General features: G+C 43.9%; 8 protein-coding genes. All 8 read right to left on the minus strand.

The annotated features are described in order from the left end of the window. Positions 1 to 131: 131 nt before the first annotated feature. The 8 genes from ACXACM_RS05290 to ACXACM_RS05325 all read right to left on the minus strand — a co-directional run bounded on the left by ACXACM_RS05290 (position 132) and on the right by ACXACM_RS05325 (position 18,138). Positions 132 to 2,387, minus strand: coding sequence for a TonB-dependent siderophore receptor (locus tag ACXACM_RS05290; protein ID WP_474820286.1), 2,256 nt, complete (start codon positions 2,385 to 2,387; stop codon positions 132 to 134). Between the two features lie 216 nt (positions 2,388 to 2,603). Then, entirely contained in the window at positions 2,604 to 7,643 is a 5,040-nt protein-coding gene (locus ACXACM_RS05295; RefSeq protein WP_474820287.1) for a discoidin domain-containing protein, read from the minus strand. Positions 7,644 to 7,808: 165 nt separating this feature from the next. Continuing rightward, the gene (locus ACXACM_RS05300; RefSeq protein WP_474820289.1) at positions 7,809 to 10,670 is read right to left on the minus strand and encodes a TonB-dependent receptor; all 2,862 of its coding nucleotides are present in this window, start codon (positions 10,668 to 10,670) and stop codon (positions 7,809 to 7,811) included. Positions 10,671 to 11,316: 646 nt separating this feature from the next. Then, entirely contained in the window at positions 11,317 to 12,210 is an 894-nt protein-coding gene (locus tag ACXACM_RS05305) for an ROK family protein (RefSeq protein ID WP_474820290.1), read from the minus strand. After that, positions 12,207 to 13,430, minus strand: a complete 1,224-nt coding sequence (locus ACXACM_RS05310) for a glycoside hydrolase family 88 protein (RefSeq protein WP_474820291.1) — start codon at positions 13,428 to 13,430, stop codon at positions 12,207 to 12,209. Before ACXACM_RS05310 ends, ACXACM_RS05305 begins: the two co-directional genes overlap by 4 nt. Further along, entirely contained in the window at positions 13,427 to 14,698 is a 1,272-nt protein-coding gene (locus ACXACM_RS05315) for an oligosaccharide MFS transporter (protein ID WP_474820293.1), read from the minus strand. Before ACXACM_RS05315 ends, ACXACM_RS05310 begins: the two co-directional genes overlap by 4 nt. A 255-nt stretch (positions 14,699 to 14,953) precedes the next feature. Beyond that, the gene (locus ACXACM_RS05320) at positions 14,954 to 16,003 is read right to left on the minus strand and encodes a LacI family DNA-binding transcriptional regulator (protein WP_474820294.1); all 1,050 of its coding nucleotides are present in this window, start codon (positions 16,001 to 16,003) and stop codon (positions 14,954 to 14,956) included. A 218-nt stretch (positions 16,004 to 16,221) separates the two neighbouring features. After that, positions 16,222 to 18,138 (minus strand): glycoside hydrolase family 97 protein, encoded by a 1,917-nt coding sequence (locus tag ACXACM_RS05325; RefSeq protein WP_474820296.1) that lies wholly within the window; start codon positions 18,136 to 18,138, stop codon positions 16,222 to 16,224. Positions 18,139 to 18,155 lie beyond the last annotated feature (17 nt).

An 18,155-nucleotide genomic window follows, 5' to 3' on the forward strand; every position in this document is an offset into this window, starting at 1 on the left:
GTTGCCTTTAAAGTTTAATGTATTAAACGCCTCGTGCCTGAGCAGACATTTGAGGTTTGATTGCATCATTAACCAATGAAAAGTGGAATACAAAATAATGCACCCCACTTACTTAATACGCGTTAGATTTTTTAAAAGTCAAAGGATACCGAAGCAGTAACAGTTCGGGGGGCTCCTAATGGGATGCGTAGTACAGTAAAGCCAGCACCGTAGTATTCTTCATCAAATACGTTCTTGGCCGCAAGTTGAAGACGTACATTGCCAGACTTGCCAAACATATTCGATGTTGGAACCGTGTACCACACTGATAAATCGACCAGAGAAATATCACCCAAATTTAATTGTGACGAAAGGTTTCCTTCCGCATCCATTACTCGATCTGACTCATAGTAGTAGCCAGCGCCAAGTCCAAGCCCTTCAAAGTTGCCACTTTGGAATTCATAGGATGCATAGAGGTTTAAAATGTTATCTGCAATACTCTCAGCTTGCCGCGATTCTCCTGAGGCATCTTTGTCTTTCGCGTCGGTATACGCATAAGAAACCGAAATATTCATACCGTCCAGTGGCTGACCTGTAACGCTCAATTCAACACCTTCAGAGGAGCGCCCATCAATAAATATGACATTTCCATCATCATCTAAACCGTCTACTACGTTCACCTTATCGATGTTATACAATGTAAGGGAGCCCTGAACTTTACCTTCAAGCAGTTCGGTTTTTAAACCTAACTCAAATTGTTCCCCTTCTTCTGGATCTATTTCCCTGACGTCCCCAGCGTTGTTAGGGACAACCGTATTCGGTTGGAAAGACTCAGAATAGGATGCAAAGAATGACAAGGCTTCGAATGGACGATAGGTGAAACCGAATTGTGGCGTTGTACCTGATGCGCTGGTTTGCGCTAATACGGTTCCTTCTCGATCAGACTTGTAATCCGTTTCACTATATCGAATACCGACGAGCACGCCAACTTTATCGGTAATGTCGGTAAAAATGTTGGCGTAATAACCTTTGTCATTTTCAGTCCACGTATCTAGGGGTACGCCGTCTAAAGAAAAGTTATCCGAAAGCTCATAGACAGGGTCAATAAAGCTGTGAAACGGAGCTGTATCACCATCAGTCTCGGCACCAGTAACAAACAGACGGGTTGTGTTGTTATCAATATAATCTGCCCCGATAATGAGCTGATGGGTCATTCCTGCGAAGTCGAAAGCTCCCCGCAGTTTTACATTGCCAAGGATAGATTCAATGTTGCGATCGCGGCTACCGTCTAAACGCTTATTCAAATACACGCGATCAGTAGGGTCATCATAAATAGCCCCGGATGTAATAATGGAAGAATCGAACACACCAGTCGCATAGCCTTGGTCATTGATCGGCGTATCAGCATCAACGACAAAAGCAACTCTAGGGCGAGATTGCAGGTCATTACCGGTAGAGTCTTCGAAAGCTAAATTTGTTTCTAAATTCCAGTTAGCATTAAACTCGTGCTCGAGGCCCAACTCAACAATTTGATAGTCAACTTCTGCAATTTCCCAAGGGCTTCCAAAGCGCTGACTGAAGGGGACATCAAGCAACTCGTTGATAATTCGCGGCCCCTCAGAGGTCTCGATAGCAATTGTTCCACGATCAAGTGGTCGAGATTCATCACGCCATTCATATGCAAAATTTACCTTCGTGTCATCGCTTACAAAATAGCGGGACGAAAAGGCAATGGTATCGCGCTTAATTTCAGAGAAATCCCGGAAGCTTTCTGCATCTTGAGTAGAGGCTACAATACGAATATCCAAGTCCTCGTTGATTGGTTGAGCATAGTCAATCATCGCAAACTTATCGTTAAATGAACCGTAGCGTACTTCACCCGCTATGCGCTGTTCGTCCAAAGGCCGTTTAGTTCGCACGTCAACCACTCCACCCGGTTCGACCTGGCCGTAAGTAATCGCAGCAGGGCCTTTAACTAACTGAACGTATTCGGTATTCGAAAGGTTAGTTTTAAAATTCGACGTTACCCTAAAACCGTTACGATAAACTGAGTTTCGTCTGAAACCACGCATGAAAAAGTCATCGTTTGTACCGCCAAATCCATCACCAGCACTTACCCCCGGAGCATTTCTAAGTGCTTCTTCAAGAGTAGTGATTTTTCTGTCCAGCACGAGTTGTTCGGGTATAAGGGTGACATTGCGGGGATTCTGTAGAAAAGAAAGGTCTAAGCCGGTAGCACCGTCATTCGCCTGGATGATGTAACGAGATTGGTTGGTACCGACAACACTAATCACCTCAATATCTTCGATTTCTTTAGACGCGGTTCCTTGTTCTTGACTCTGTACTGTGGGAACGAAGCTAGCATTTAATGAAGTGGCTATAAGCGTGCTTAAAAGTGTTTTTTTCATAGGAAATCTTTATAGTTTAACTTTGCAAGTGATAATGCGAGTTATTATTATTTGCGGTTATACTAATCTAGCGAGGATGGTCTTGCAAACAAATATCGCACTCATTAAAACGGTCGATTGCGTCCTTAGGACGGCGATACTTTCCGATAGTACAGATAAAAAAAACCGCGAAGTTATCGCGGTTTTTGTGAACTAAACGGGCACGTCGGGCATAATTTAGTGTTCTTGCAAGATGGCATATTGTTCAATTAGATAGTCAATATCGGTAAGCAACACAGCACTTGCCTCCTGGCTAACCCAATAGTTACTTTGCGGGTGAGACAGCTTTCTCTTTAGTTGATGTAGTAACCTGACCCCCGAGCTGTTATGCGCTTTCATTTGGATTTTCTGAAGGATTATTTTAAGGCGTTTAAGTATTCCGTTGGCAAACCTTTCTTCAATTTGACCTTTCTCCCTATATTCCAGTACCAGTGAATAAATAGATTCAATGCTAGTCGTCACGGTAAAGTTAATATTTTGAGTAACGCTATTTCCCGCTGAGTCGATGGCTTCGACTGTCACTGCATGATCACCCAATTTGGCGGCTAGCGGTATTGTCAGAGATACGTCACTATCTTGAACCGGCACCTCTTTATTATCCAGCGTAACAGTGATCTGTGCCAAACCCGAAATATCATCGCCAAATGATATTGATAATATCTCATTGTCCAAAATCACATCGTTTTCAGCTAATGGCCCACCTGAGGTTGATATGTTTAAGGTTGGCTTCTTAGTGTCTATTTTGACATTAACGATGGTAGGGGCTTCTTCGTTCCCAGCGGCATCTACACTATAATAGTGTAGTGGGTAGACTCCATCTTCCCTGATAATAACTTCTGAGCCAGTGACTTGTTCCCCGTTATCAATTGTAAAATAAGTAGTTGGAGTCGGATCCCAATCGTCAATAGCTAATAGGTTTACTGAAACAGCGGAGTTTTGCCAGCCAGTGGGGCTGTCATTTGACGTGGCGGGAGCAGTGTTGTCTGTATGCAGCCGGATTTCCGCGATATTTCCAAACCAATTCTTGCTATTGTAAAGGCGGATGTAACGATAATACTGGTCAGAATCTACGCTGAGGTTCTGCCAGTGTTCCACTTTTGACGCCGGCTCCGTGAGTGTTGTCCAGGTTTCATTGTCATTAGAACCCTGTACCACCATGCTTTCTATTCGGGTATAATATCTGTCCTGTCGAGCCAGTACCTCAACGCCCGCCAGCCATATCGCATCAGCAGATCCTAAATCAAATGTTATATAAGCCCCACTGCCATTACCACCTAGCCGAAAATCGGAAGAGGTGGCTGGATCATCATCGAATAAGTAATTTAGCTGTTTTGCAGTTTCTGTATCATTAGGGCGCCCATTCGACGTTGATGGATCAAACCAGGTTGCATCGAGCAAAGTCTCTGTCAAAAGGTCGTAATTATGAATAATAAATAGTTTTGATTGGTCTGTTGTGGCTACTATGGGCATGCCATAGGATCCGTTATTGCTTGTATAATTGACGGTGAAGTCAACAAATCCAGCTTCTTTTTGTGCTGATAATATCTGTGAGGCAGTAAAGTTAATGTCGTCTGCAGTCTCAACCCAGGCTTCCTCACCTTGTATTGTTATGCGCATATCGTAGACAGGTTGGGTCATCGTTACGGTAAGGACTGCCTCGTCACCACTGTATACTAAGCCACTTGTTAGCTTTTGAGGGGAGTCAATACTCACGCTACTAACCAGATTCACCGGCCCAACATAATCGCCGTGGAAACGCACCTCAGCAAGGTTACCAAACCAAGACCTACTGTTGTATATTCGGATGTAGCGGTAATGCGTAGTGTCTTCGACAGTTAACGTCTGCCAATCAATACTTGAAAAAGCTTCTTCGGTCAGCGTATTCCAGGTTTGATTATCGTTGGAGCCTTGTATAACTGTGCCGTATATTCGACCAAAATATTGATCTTGTCGAGCCAGTAAATCGACAGATGTTAATGCGGCACTATTGCCGTTGCGTAAATCAAACGTTATGTAACCTCCCGCACCATTCACGCCGTTACGGAAATCTGAGCTGGTCGTAATGTCTTCGTCAAACAGGTAGCCTACCTGTGTCTGGGTAACCGCATCACTAGGGCGACCGTAAGACGTTGATGGGTCGATATAATCTGCACTGCTTGAGAACGCGGCAATCATGTCTTGGCCGTTCACTACATAGAGGTCAGTAACATCTGAATAAGTATTGGTAGTCCCTTCTGTGGTCGTATATTCGATGCTGTAGCGCACATATCCGGTGTCGACGTCTTGGCTTAAATTAACCGTTGCAGTCCAGTGAATGCCATCTGTAGTCGTTACCACTGCGTCGAGTCCTTGAATAACAACACTGACATCGTCAACAGGTTCTGTGGTACTAAAAGTAATAGTGACTGATTCACCGATTTCCGTTAGCCCATCGTTAGAATCATTACCAGATTGCCATTGAGTTGATTCAATTTTATTGTCAGTTTCAACGCGCTCGCCGTAGAGTCGCAATTCGCCAAGTTCGAAAATATTTAGGATTTGATTACGTAACTCATCTGGCTGCGGGTCAATCATTTCAACTTTTATAAATCTAAACTGCCGGTCTTGGAATTCTGTTGCAACAGATAATACTGATAATTCGCCAGAGTAAGGTGATTGTTCAGGAGTGATACGCTCCCAGTTTACCGCATCATTAGATGCAAAAACGGTAGTACCTGCGCCCCTATCTATAAAGTGCATTCTTGGCTGGATCCCAACAGCAGACAGTTTGATGTTGAAATCTTGCCCGAAATCAATGATGTGGTATAAATCTGGAAACGGCGCAAGTCCTGATAATGGAAAGGTGTTATTGTTCCCGTCCGTTAGCATGGAGATTGCCGTGCCAAAGGTTGATTCGGCCACTAGTCCGGTATAATCGATACTGTTATCTTCTAGTAATGGAGTGACTTTTTGCAGTGCCTGCGATGCCCGTCCTAACGTAGCAAGGCTATTGATGAAAGTGACTTCGTCACTGTTTTGTGCACTCAATGCAGAATTTAGTGCGCTGAGATAGTTATCTTCTGAAGACCTTGTATACACAAGACTTTCAACATAACTCGCACTGGCAAGCGCGATGGCCTGCTCGCGATTTTCTCCGATATGAATAGTGACAATTTCAGATTGCCAACTGCTGCCGTCATCGGCAATAGCAACAAATTGATAACTACCTGCGGCTTGTGGCGTCCATGAAAATTCTCCAGTAGCAGGATCAAATATCACGTTATCCGGCGCACCGCTTAACGAATAGGACAGGGTTTCGTCGTCACTGGCAGATAAATCTAATGTAACCGTACTGCCAACGTAACCATATGCAACAGGCGAAGGTGAGTTAAATACAGCAGGACTTAATGTTCCATCTGACGCGACATTTAGGTGATCAATATCAACAGTTGAGTTGTCGCCTGAAACGGTAACGAAACCCAGGCTATAGTCTTTGTCCAATTGACCATAACTTACGGCGTCTATACCCATGTTATAGACCAAATATACCCACGTATTTTTCGTGTCTGGTAAAACAATTTGCTGATAGGGTGGTGATGATTGATCCTTACTCAGAGCAAAAATTGCATTGCCAGAAGAGCGTACTTTTAAACCAACCAGTACGTCGTTTTCACGATTATCATACGAGAGGTTTAGCAATCCTATGCGACTTCCCGTTGGACTAGCCTGTAATCGGATATAACTTGTCTCGCCATCTGTTAATGTCTCCGAGCCGCTGTCATAGGCAGTGTAACGTTCTTCAACCTCGATAATATTCTCCACCTGTTCAGGTGGCAAAAAATCATCTCCTGCCGCCTCAGCTGGAATGTAGAGCCAAAAGTCACCACCACCATCAACATTAGTCCAGTTTGTTTTCAGAGTGTTTTTGTAATAGCGATTTGAGGGTGGGCGCTTAGTGAACGCTTCATAAAAATGCGGCGCTATATCGCTGAGGTCTTCTTCTTTCTCGTAAGTGTAGAAGTAATACATATCCCAGAAATTGGCGGTTTCCATTCGACCTCGATACGAATCTGATATGCGTGTGTATATCCCTTTTACATCTCCATTTGGGAAGATAGAAAATGGTGTGGGTACCCAGTCAGTTTCGTATCCGAGCATGTATTGCCAGAAGTAATCCGCTGCTGCAAGAATACGATCATCCAGAAAGTCATACAGACCTACGGCATCAGCATCTGTTGATAATGTACCTTCGATGGGGTCAACCAATGTACCTTGAGCATAGAACATTCGGGCGATAATCGCGGAATTGGTCAAATCACCACCTCCATGCGCCTGATCCCTGCCCATTTCTACATGTTGTATTACGGGTGTCTTGAGTATCTCTCCGGTTAATGCGTTGGTATCAACAAGGCGGAAAAGACGTTTTATCGAGCCATTGAAACCTTGATTGTTGGCGTTTTTATTGACGGTCATCCACTCTACTGCTTCGGCATAGCGCTCAGAGTTACCGGTGTAGATATAACCTGCCATTGCTCCCAATAAAGGGTACAAGTGCTGGTTCATAAATTCATCCTGAGTGTACTGAAATGTGTCTATAACCGGAGTGATAAGGTTTGCAGTCAAAGCATCCGTTTGAGCTTGTGTCCACTCCAGTTCAGCTATAGGGCTCGAGGTATACCGTATAATCTCAGCGCCCGTTAACATGCGGTTGAGTGGAATACCTGTGTGGATATGGTCATCGGCAAAATTAGCATATTGTGCTGGATCCATTTTGCTCCATATCGTCAGAATATCAATGGCGTTTTTGCGGTAAGTCGGTTCCCCCGTAATGTAATACATCAAGGCCTGAGTATACACTTTAAGGCCGTCCTGAATGAAACGTGCATTTTGGCCTTTGCTGTCAAAGACCACTGATATCGGTGTAGTCGGGGAGTCAGACAGGGAATTACTCGATTGCGTATCAATGGCTGCATAGGAAGTTTCGGTCATGTCCAGATAGTAAGAATACCAAGGCTCTTGCTGGGCATGAATTCGTGCTCTGGCATTTTCTAGAATAGCTTTGGTCAAACCAATGCCTGGGTGCGTGAATCCGTTGCTATCAGTAAACTCTATAATTTCGGGTTGATAATCTGTGATATCCGGAGCTGCCGCTTGTACTGCATGCATACAGATAAGACTCAAAAATATCCCGCAAGCATAGTGAAGCCAATGTCTGTCAGGTTGCGCAAAGGTGTTCATTTGGTGTCAGTCTCCCGTAATTTAAGGGGTAAAAGACATGCAGTATGTTCAATAGTTGACACATACTATCTTTTAGGGCGAATTTGTCAGTAGCGTGTTAATTTGTATGTATTTAGAAGAGGTGCCCGTTTGGGGCACCTTGGATATACGGTGGGCGGCGGCTAATTATCCACCGAAGTTTGCCCTTATTGTCAGACCAAAGTTTCGTCCGTTAACATAATACTGGTTTAAGAAATCTGTCGTTCCCGCACCAGGCTCGCCTACATAGCGAGAAGGAGCTTCATCAGTAAGGTTTGAAGCCGTCAGACTAAGTGTGTATGTATCATTGATATCGTAGTTTAGTGAGGCATCTACAATGCCATACCCTTTTACATAGCGTCCATTAATTGGCGCATCAGTAACACCAAAAAGAATGAAATCTGAGCGGTAGGTGTACACGACTCTTGCAGATAGCCCTTCGCTTTCATATAAACCAGCAATACTAAAGCTATTGTCTGATTGAAAAGCTTGCGGGGTATCGACTATCTCACCATTAATCTCCACAGGGTTCTCGGTCGTGACATAAGTGTAGGATGCTGAAACTCCGAAATCTTTTAAGCTCTCGTCAAAGATATCAAAAAAAGTCTGAGCTGCTAGCTCCACACCACGAGCACTCCCGCTTTCCGCATTGACTTCACGTTCAATAAAATACTGACCGTTTGAACACGAGTTATCGACTCCACCATTGTATGCTGGCGCAGTTGCCACCGTTTCACAGGATCCGATTGTGTTGATAAAACCATCTATTTCTTTGTTAAAAACAGCCATCGAAACGTAGTTGGCGTCGCCGAAATATTTCTCCAATGAAATGTCATAGCTGTCTGCTTTCAAGGGCTTCAAATTCGGGTTCCCGGCTGAACCTGTTCCGCTGACCGTCTCGACTGTCACTGTTGGACTAAGTGATCCCAGGTCTGGGCGCGTAATACCTTTTGAATAACCAAAACGCAATAAAAGACCATCGTCCAATTCACCTATGACATTTAAACTCGGCAGCACGTCAGTGGTTGAGCTATTAGCGTCGATAGCAACAGTCTGAGCTGAACCTGTGCTGGTATCAGTGACCCAAGCGCGTGTCGTTGTATCGGCATTGACCACTCTCACGCCAATATTACCGCGAATTCGATCATCCATCGCTGAAAAATCACCCATGACATAGGCCGCCAACGTATCTTCTTCTGCATAGCGGCGGGTTAGGATATTTTCAGGTAAATTGTTTTGGCTAGGAATACCAGCATTGGAAAAATTTTCTTGTACAGTATTTCCGGGTAATGCTGATGGCCTGAAAGTGACATATCCTCCATCAAACATTGTGTCATTGCGTACCCAGTCGGTGGGAGCATTTTGTATTAAACCTGGCATGTTCGAAGCAGTAATAGCATTGCTGAAATCGCTGGCCAATACTTGACCGTCTGTTGTCAAATACTTACCGCCGAAATTGTAATTTCTGACTTCAGCTTCCTGGGTCGCATAACGGGCTCCAAACTGAATTTCTTTGAAGAAACCGCCGTCAAGAAAATAACTAAAGTCAGTCTGTAAAGCGATACCGTTGTCTTCATTGACTCGATGTGTGCCATTGCTATAGCTTTCAAATACATAGTTGGCAGGGTCAGTTAAGTCAGGGCCTGTTATAGCGATATCGTGAACATCACCCGTTAATTCACGATATACATCCCAAGTTAATCCCTCAGAAGTATTCATTCGCACATTTCGATTATCTTGCGTTTGCTCTGAATTTACGTATGACAAATCCAAATCCATTTGCAGGGAATCGTTAATTGTCCATTCAAACCCCGTAGCAACCAAATAGGTCTCGTAAGGGCGATCTTCATTGCCTCCAAGGGTGAAGAAACCTGAATCTAAAAACGTGCCGCTTAGTAAGGCTTCGGTTGCTAGTACGTCACTGCTAGAACCTCCACGAGTCACCAAATCAGCAGTGAGGTCATAATCAGTTGTTTGTAGATTTTGCACCGTGCGGCTATCGTTCATAATCATGAATCGGTATTCCTGATTATACTCATAACGGTTATAATTACCCTCGATATAAGTCATAAAGTCGCGATTTGGAGCCCATTGAAACGCTGCGTTGTAGCCTTGACGTTCACGATAAATATCTTCTTCAAAAACGTGAGCATTCTGCCCTATCACTGTCATTAAATCAGGGGCTGAATCAGTGGATATGGGGTCGGCTAAATGCCATATGTCGGTGCGTCCTGCATAGTTAGAGTCACCGCCCCTAGCCAGGTAATCAGTGTCATCTGCACGAATAGCCCGACGTAATGACGCACCTCGGTTAGCAGGAGTAGAGTCTGAACGATTGTGGGTTTCCTGAATGTTGCCGGCAAACAAAAAGCCAATCTTCCCACCATTCTCAAGGTCCCAATTGTTCGAATACAGACCAAAAAGATCTGGGGTTGTGGAGCCAGCGAAATCGTTGTAACGCATTCCTGCCGATACGCTGATCACCTCTCGCTGCATGTCAAAAGGGCGTCGAGTATGTAAATCTACAAGGCCGCCTATAGCCCCTTCAATGTGTTTGGCTGATGGGTTTTTATATACTTCTATGCCTGAAATCATACCGGGAATTGCACTTTCAATATTGAATTCCCGCTGTCCCGCTGTGAAGTATGCACGTCCATCCAGGCGAGAAGCTGTTTGACCGGATAGCCCGCGTACAGTGAGACCACTACCATTACCAACAGGCGAAGCGCCTTCGCCACCGTACCTGTACCCTTGTACTCCAGGAATGCGCGTCAAGGTTTCTGCGACATTGGGGTCTGGTAATTTACCCACATCCTCAGCGGTAATCGTGTCGACAATTTCACTTGAGGATTCTTTCAGGCGAGCAGAGTTAACCAAGCTACCTCTTATGCCTCGGACTTCAATTATTTCTGCTGATTCTTCGGCCGCGTCCTGAGTCTGTTGTGCCCATAGCGATCCAGACATTGACGTCGCTATAGCTATAACCAAATATCTTAGTTTAGTGTTCATATTGTTATTCTCTCGTATCTCAGCGTTATTGAGTTATTTTTAAGTTAATAAAAAGTTACGCAGTAATTAAATGATATCGATATCACAATTTTTTTCAACTGTTTTGTGTTTATTTTGTACTTTTTTTTGATTTGTATATGCGAAAGTGAAATGTCTTTCTGAATATGGGTGGTTAAAAGTATTTAATACAATTACTTATGCGGTGTTGTCGTAGGTGTTTTTATTTTGTTTCTTTTGTTGGAATTGTTCCAGATATAACCAAAACTAGTACTTATTTAATTTTTTTGTGATAACGTTACCATTTTATGTTCCCTTTCAAGGATTAAATTACGATAGGTCTAACTGATGTGGGACCTGTAACCTTGGCCGTGGGCGTTACTTGTGAAACCTTTCGGATTTGTTTGGAATATAATAAGTTTCAACTTATTGGCTCACGTTCGAAGAAAGGTCAATGACGACTGCGGCATCGAACATAAGAGGGCTAAAAAATTAGACAGTTTACATCTTTAACCAATAGGTCGATTAGTGTGCCACCCCGCAACAAAATCACGGGCTATAAGCATAAATGTAGTGTCAAAATCAAAACGCTTTTTACCATTTAAGCTAATTTTGTGTATCGCCTCTGTAAAACGATACTGTAGATTTATTAATCCCATAGCCGTGCAGCGCCCCGTACCACTGATGTGTCTCCCCAGCGTGGAGGTAAAATACGTCCTTGCCAATGGTCACAAAATACATATTTTTGAACAACTTCAGGTAAATGCTGATAGAGGGAGTTGATACCTGAAAGCTCCCCTCCCACCACAATGATCTCAGGATCAATCACGTTGCATATGTGTGCAATAGATCTTCCCAGCCGTTCAGTTAACGCTGATAATTCAAATACTGCCGCTGATTCTCCTTGTCGAGCCAGCTCGGCAATTTCTGCCCCTGTTTTGCTTTGCTTTGTGCGGCTCTCATAACAACGACTTAGCGCAGCCCCGCTAATCCATTGCTCTATACAACTTTTTTGTCCGCAGTAACACGCAGGTTGGTTCGATTCTTCAAAACTAGCCCACGGTAAGGGATTGTGTCCCCACTCCGCTGCGATGTGGTTAAAACCCTCTATTAATTTTCCGTTGATGACCAAACCTCCGCCACATCCAGTTCCCAGGGTTATTCCACACATAATGTCAGCATTGGCCGCTGCGCCATTGTAAGCTTCTGATAATGCGAAACAGTTGGCATGTTTTGCTATCTTTACGGGCCGTCTAAGGGTTTGTTCAATATCTCGGTGGAAAGGTTTTCCGTTTAAATAAGGGATATTTGAGTTTCTTATCGTACTCGCTCTCACGCACATTGACCCTCGGATACCAATGCCTACGGTGCAGGATGAGCCGAGCTCAGTTTCGATTTTTGTCACCATTTTCGCAATTGATTCTAAAGCGTCGCTATACTTTTCAGGCGTGTTTTCGCGCTCTCGAATTAATAACTCTCCGTTATTATCTATAGCTACGGCTTCGATCATCGCGCCGTCAAAATCAATACCCAACTTTATCACCAGTAGGGCTCCCAAATGTGTTGAATTCGAGTCAATGCTTCCAGGTAGAAGTAATCTCCCCAGGTACAGAACTCGTCCACCCCCACATTATTAGGAATGTGATACACTCCGTGGCTAATCAGTCCTTGTCCCGGAGATATTGTCTCGGGTGTATAAAATTTAATGAGTGACGTCATTATTGCTTGTGCAGCTGTCTGATAAGTCGTTCTGTCCGGGTCTTGCAAGGGGAGATATTTAGCCAGATCAAGTAATCCACATACGGCAATGGCGGCTGACGATGAATCTTTAGGCTGCGCACCTTCTGTAAATATCAGATCCCAATAGCAAACCAAATCCTCTGGTAGACGGTTAAGGAAGTAGTTAGCCATTCGAGCTGATTGTTCAAGTAATGCCGGAGCAGGGTAGTATCGGTAGACGAGGGGAAACCCGCAAATTCCCCATGCCTGTCCACGGGCCCAACAAGAGTCGTCAGAAAAGCCCTGATGAGTGGCCCCTCGTAATGCTGCACCGCTATGTATATCCATAAAGTATGTATGGAAACTTGATGCGTCTTCACGGACCAAATATCTCATAGCTTGCCTGACGTGTTGATTAGCGGCTTCTCGATACTTTAGGTTTCCTGTCTCTTCAGTTGCCCAATACAGCAGTGGCAAATTTAGATTGCAATCCATGATCATTCTGCCTGCTTCATCTGGGTCCTTCAGGTTTCCCCATGCCTGAATAATACCCGCAACCGGAAGATATCGTTGCAAAAGACAATCTGCGGCTTTAATTGCCGTATGACGGGCATCTTCGCAACCTGTTTGTTTATACTGTGCAACGGCAGAAAGTGAATATAAAAAGCCTAAATCGTGGTGATTAACAGCTATTTTATTGTTAATGCGATGGGTATAAGAGGTGAGTTGTGCAGCACCTGCTTTCAAATAAACATCTTCGCTACTTAATGTGTAGGCGAGCCAGAGCTGCCCACTCCAGAACCCACTTGTCCATTCGTTATTGTCAATCAACCGGTAACACTGTTCGGTGGAAGACGGTTCAGGGTATTGTTCACCGAAATAATTGATATTGCAGCTAATTTGTTTCAAAGCTTTTTGTGTTGCCTGCTGCAGTAACTCCCTGGATAACCCGTTTAGGTTGGTGAAACGCGTTTTGTTCTCGATGGCAACGCGTGTCGCTGATTGCGCTACAGCGGCTGAATTCTCTCGAAATCGTGACATCATATGTTCTCTGTACGGCTAATAGAATGCGAAGGTTTAGGATCTGGACTCAGCGCGAACAGTGAACAAAGCCAGAAAATTGCTGCCACTGCGCCAATAATGAGGTAAGTATCTTGGAAGCCAATTAGGTCATAAGATTTACCAATTGGTTTTGATAGTATCGCTAGTCCGATAGAGTGTCCGAAACTTACGCCGACTAAATAGATAGTAGAAGCTAACCTGAGTTCGAAATGCGCGCTGATATAGCGGAAAATTGACACAACCAGGATGGGCAACTCGAAAGAATGAAGCATTTTTACAAGTGATATTGCAATTGGCCCTTCAACAACTCCTGATAGAGTAATTCTTATAATCATGATCCCTGCAGCCAGCAATAGCCCTTTTTTGATACCTGTCCAGTTTATGATAAACGGTGCAACAAATAGCATTCCGGCTTCGACAAAAATCTGAGCGGAGTTAAGGCGTCCGAACATTTCCCTACCTTCAGCTTCGCTTGCAAACTGCATAGCGTAGTAGACTGGGAATTGTTGGTCGTACACCAAATACAGGTTTGTCACTCCCAAGATTAGCACCATAAATCGCCAGAAATTAGCTTGTTTAAGCAAGGCAAGGGCGTCTTTTACCTGCAAACTAGAAGAGTCATGTGATTCTGCGCTATTGGACTCTACTTTCAAAAACATCAGCGCAGGAAACAGAACTAGGGCGGTAGCTGATGCTATGAAAAAGTTGATATTTGGATTGATGTTAAAGAGTGTGCCGGAATAGTACGCTGCAAACGCAAATCCCAATGACCCCCATAAGCGTACCCGGCTATATTCAAACTGATATTTCCGGCCTACACGATCTATGTAAGACTCAAGGGCAAATGAACCCGCGATAAAGGTAACGCCTAAATACGCGCCTCCTAAAACTGCACCTAACATTATGTTGGCTTTTATAGTTGGTTCGTAGACAAAATAGAAGAATGGCCCACACAGAGAAACCATTATTGCTATGAAAAACAGGATGCTACGTTTAAGACCTATTTTGTCAGAAATGTATCCATACAAAGGTTGTGAAATGAGCGCAACCACGAAATTAGCCGAAAAAATAATACCTGTTGCTTCGCCACTTAGCCCTAAGGTTGTCTTTAGCCAGTTGGATAGTAGCGAGATGCTCATTGCCTGGGCTGCGAAGTAAGCAAAAGTGTATACGCTTAAAGTAATGTATGCGCGTCGAGTGTCACTATTATTACTTAACCCCTCGACAGAAACTGATGATATTGCTGTCACGCAGACTCCTAGTAACTCACTGAAAAACATTGAATGAGGACATACATCTCGGAATGTATAAACCTCTTCATTTACATTAAGGTAACATTATCATTAAATGTTATCGATATCAACAGAGGGCAGAGAGATAGTTCATGATCGGCGAAATAAGTTAAGTTTTGCCAGAGGAATCGAAAATTATCGCTTAAGATAGCTCATATGGAGCAACTTGTTATATTCAGGAAGCTAATGTAGAAGTTAACGATATCACGTTCATTAACTCGTGGACCCACGTACTTTTAGTTCGAAAGGAGCCACGTAGTGGTTGACGGCAGATTCGGTTTTACTTGCCTTACCAGTCTTGTCGCCCTTTATTGCCTTGTCTAATAATTGTACTGCTCTGGCTGCCATGCTTTTAATTGGTTGGTGGATTGTGGTTAATTGTGGCCAAACTGCAGATGCTATTGCGGTATCATCAAACCCTGCTACGCTAATGTCCTCAGGTACATTTAGTTTTAATCCGTGAGCGACCGCAAGTACCGCGGAAGCCATATCATCGTTTGCTGCAAATATTGCAGTTGGTCTTTGCTCCTCCGGAGCGTCGAGTAATTGCTTGGCGATATCCAGGCCGCTCTTATAACTAAAGTCTCCGTCTTTGACAAAGTTGTCTTCGACATCAAGTCCTGCTTCAGCCATTGCGACTAAAAAGCCTTCATAGCGACTTATAGCAGGTGAGTGTGTTGGATCACCTTTGATAAAAGCTATTTTTTTGTGGCCTAGTTTTACAAGGTAGTGTGTCATAGCGCTTGCACCAGCAAAATCGTCTATTAACACGGCGGGAGAATGTAGTTTGGGACTTCCAGATGCGAAACTGAGAACGATAACGCCGTTCTTTCTTGCTAATTGATGAGCTTCAATTGAGTCACATATTGGGGGAGGTAAGATAATTCCACTTACCCCCTTGTCTATTAATCTCTGTACAGCAGCAAGTGGAGAAGGATGTGCAGGTAGAGGTTCTATAAGTACCTCGCACCCTAACGTCGATGCTGCGCCAAATGCGCCCATTAAGAAATTACCAAGATTAGATGAATTCGGATTACTGAAGATAACACCTATTCGTTGCACGCCACTTCTAGCGGCGCGAGCAGCTAAGTTTGGTATGTAGTTGAGGTCACGAATTGCGTCCTCAATGCGTTTACGCATCTTTGCACTTACTGGTGCTGAACTATTAACTACGCGGGAAACTGTCATTGATGAAACACCCGCATACGCAGCTACGTCGTGTAAAGTTGGAGTTTGCTTGTTAATCTTTTTTTTGTTGTCCAATTTTAACTCTCTCGTGATGATAACTACTTTAACGATAACATTGGTGGTTACTATACTACTAACGCGCTCTTTAATCTCTATTGAGTGTTATAGATGACAAGTCAGTTATTGTAACTTCACCGGTATCCCCTGATTCACAAACCTATTTATGGCGCTTAGCTTGTCTGTAGCACAAACGCCATAATTAAAAGAGCCTATTTGCTATATTTTTCAAATTTTTACATAGGAGTGAGTTTGATTGCTGCACCACCAGATGGCTGTAGCGAGAATGAGAGCACATCGTTCTTAGTTACATTGCGATGTTCAATTGCTACTTCAGTACGGGTGTTGACCGATTTGTCATCAGTGTAAATCGTGGCCGTATAAGTCTGGTCGGGGCTTAGGAAGTCGAGTGGAATTGTTACATCACGTTTATCATTGTTAGTAATAGTGCCAACAAACCAATCGTCGTTGCGACGCCTGGCGGTAGTAATAAATTCACCTATTTCACCAGCAAGAATTTTTGTATCATCCCAAACGGTTGGTACATCTGAAAAAAACTCAATTTCGGGTTCTTGCTCATAATCCCGGGCACTGTCATACCAGAAAAGGGTTTGCAAAGGACTATACATAACAACCGATAATGCTAGCTGGTGGGCGTGTGTGGTTTTGATACGGTCGTCATAGTAGCAAATAGTATAGTCGCCCATTCCAGCCAAACCACGAGTAAACGGTAAGGTGGTGTTGTTGTTTGCATCCGGCATTTCTTCGTTTCCGCGAATACCTTCTACGGTAACAATGTTAGGCCAGGTACGCTGTTCTCCTGTAAGCCGAAATTCATCATGTATATTAACCATTAACTCATTGTCAGCAGCGCGTTGAATTGAGTCGTGTAACCATGTTGTCCAGCGTCTGGAGCCCACCTGCACAAAACCGTATTTAACACCGGCAATTCCCCACTCCTTGTACAGTGGGAAAATATCCTCGTCTTGTGCCAGCAAAGCCTGTTGGTTGACATACAGCCAAACACCAACACCTTTTGACTTTCCGTATGCAATTACTTTGGGTAAGTCAAGGTCGATTGAAACCGTACTTGCGTCCGAGTCAAACGTGAAGGAGGGACCATACCACTTCCAGTCAAACAAAATGTACTGCAGGTTGTGCTCGGCAGCAAAATCGATCCATTCCAGAGCACCTTCTTCAGTCAGTGTCATGTCTCGTACAATCTTGCCTGGTTTAATCCAGTCGGTATTCTCAAGAGAGTGTGGGGCATTCAAATTTAGCAGTATGTCGTTGTTTTGCAGTAATTCAGCTGCTGAATCCGCAACCATTACTACTCGCCATGGCGTACTGGTTCCAGTGATTATGTCTACTGGATGATGAAGATTCATAGCGATGGTATCAGCCTTATTCCCGTCTAATGTAAATTTTGTGCGCACAAAATCCACGACGCCTGCTTCTGCCAGGCTAACATATAAGCCGTTTGATAATTCAAGCGTTAACGGGCGTTCGCTGTCTACCTCCCAGCCATTTAGCGGACGCTTTTTAGCGATTCCTTGAGCCCATGGAGTATGCCAGGCTTCGGTGCCGGAAGGCAGGGTAAACTGTGTTTCATCTTCAATTATGCGGTAATAGATACCAGTGGGATTGTCTGGAAAATGATAGCGAAATGCGACGCCTTCATCGTAGACCCTGGCTTCTACGGTCATCGGATAATTAGGATTATTCTGTTGGATAAATGAAAATGTTAATTGGTTGTAGTTATCGCTGATTGTATTTCGTTCGCCATACACAGGGGTCCATTGCCCACGATGACTGTCTTGGGTTATATCTACTAGCGCAAGGTTTTTCATCCAAGGTGCTTGGGGCGTGTCTTTAATAGCCAGTGCCCACTCAGACAGGTGGTTATCCAGTTCTAATGCCAGCTGCGAGGGCAGCACCGCATTTTTTTCTCCCTTATTGATACTGTAGGTTAATGCTGTCTCGCCGCTATCACTGACCGAAAATGTGACAGATAGTTGTATTTGTTCATTTGGCGACGCAATTGTGCGTTGTGTCAGTTCATCATTAGCCTGAGTTTGATAAGAGGTTATGAACAAAAGGGCGGTTATTGTAACGGTTATCGATATAAACTTTTGTTTTAGTGTACGCCACATTTATTGAATTCCTTTAA

This window comes from Alteromonas sp. AWQ4_252 (genome assembly GCF_056158205.1).